Origin of the sequence: Mesorhizobium sp. M7A.F.Ca.AU.001.01.1.1, from assembly GCF_004022735.1 — a bacterium.
GTDB classification, from domain to species: Bacteria; Pseudomonadota; Alphaproteobacteria; order Rhizobiales; family Rhizobiaceae; genus Mesorhizobium; species Mesorhizobium ciceri.
This window is the reverse complement of the sequence record NZ_RZPF01001168.1, coordinates 1-1,071: the sequence shown is the minus strand read 5'-3', so window position 1 is coordinate 1,071 and position 1,071 is coordinate 1. Positions and strand designations below refer to the sequence as shown.

Here is a 1,071-nt window from a genome sequence, read left to right as displayed (position 1 = left end):
CGCAGAAATCGGCGAGGTTCTTGAACGGCTTTTCGCCACGCTGGGCAACGATGTGCTCGACCGCCGCGTCGCCGACGCCCTTGAGCGCTGCCAGCGAATAATAGATGCGGTTCTCACCGACCTCGAAGGGGCGAAAGCTCGATGTCACCGACGGCGCCAGAACCTCGATGCCGAGGCGCAGCGCGTCCTGGCGGAAATCGGCGAGCTTGTCGGTGTTGCCCATGTCGAGCGTCATCGACGCCGCCAGGAACTCGACCGGATAATGCGCCTTGAGATAGGCGGTCTGGTATGAAACCACCGCATAGGCGGCGGCGTGCGATTTGTTGAAACCATAGTCAGCGAACTTGGCCAGCAGGTCGAAAATGAAGTCGGCTTGCGGCTTGCCGACGCCACGCTCGACCGCGCCGGAGACGAAGCGCTCGCGCTGCTTGTCCATCTCGGCGCGAATCTTCTTGCCCATGGCGCGGCGCAGCAGATCGGCTTCGCCGAGCGAGTAGCCCGACAGCTCCTGCGCGATCTGCATCACCTGTTCCTGGTAGACGATGACGCCTTGCGTCTCCTTCACCAGATGGTCGATCTTGGGATGGATCGAGGCCATCTCCTCCTCGCCATGCTTGCGGGCGTTGTAGGTCGGGATGTTTTCCATCGGGCCGGGTCGATACAGTGCGACCAGCGCGATGATGTCCTCGATGCAGTCGGGCCGCATGCCGATCAGCGCCTTGCGCATGCCGGCACTTTCCACCTGGAACACGCCGACCACTTCGCCGCGCGACAGCATGGCGTAGGTCTCGGGATCGTCGAGCGGGATGGTTGCCAGGTCGATCTCGATGCCGCGCCGGCGGATCAGCTTCACCGCCGTCTCCAGCACGGTCAGCGTCTTCAGGCCGAGGAAGTCGAACTTCACCAGTCCGGCCTGCTCGACATATTTCATGTTGAACTGGGTGACGGGCATGTCCGAGCGCGGATCGCGGTACATCGGCACCAGCTCCGAGAGCGGCCGGTCGCCGATGACGATGCCGGCGGCGTGCGTCGAGGCATGGCGGTAGAGGCCTTCCAGCTTCTGCGCCATGT

1 protein-coding gene is annotated in these 1,071 nt (G+C 63.4%); it reads right to left on the bottom strand.

The genetic code is table 11. The features are described from left to right. The coding region (dnaE, locus tag EN884_RS36795; RefSeq protein WP_128361169.1) for a DNA polymerase III subunit alpha at window positions 1-1,071 on the bottom strand (1,071 nt) is incomplete at both ends.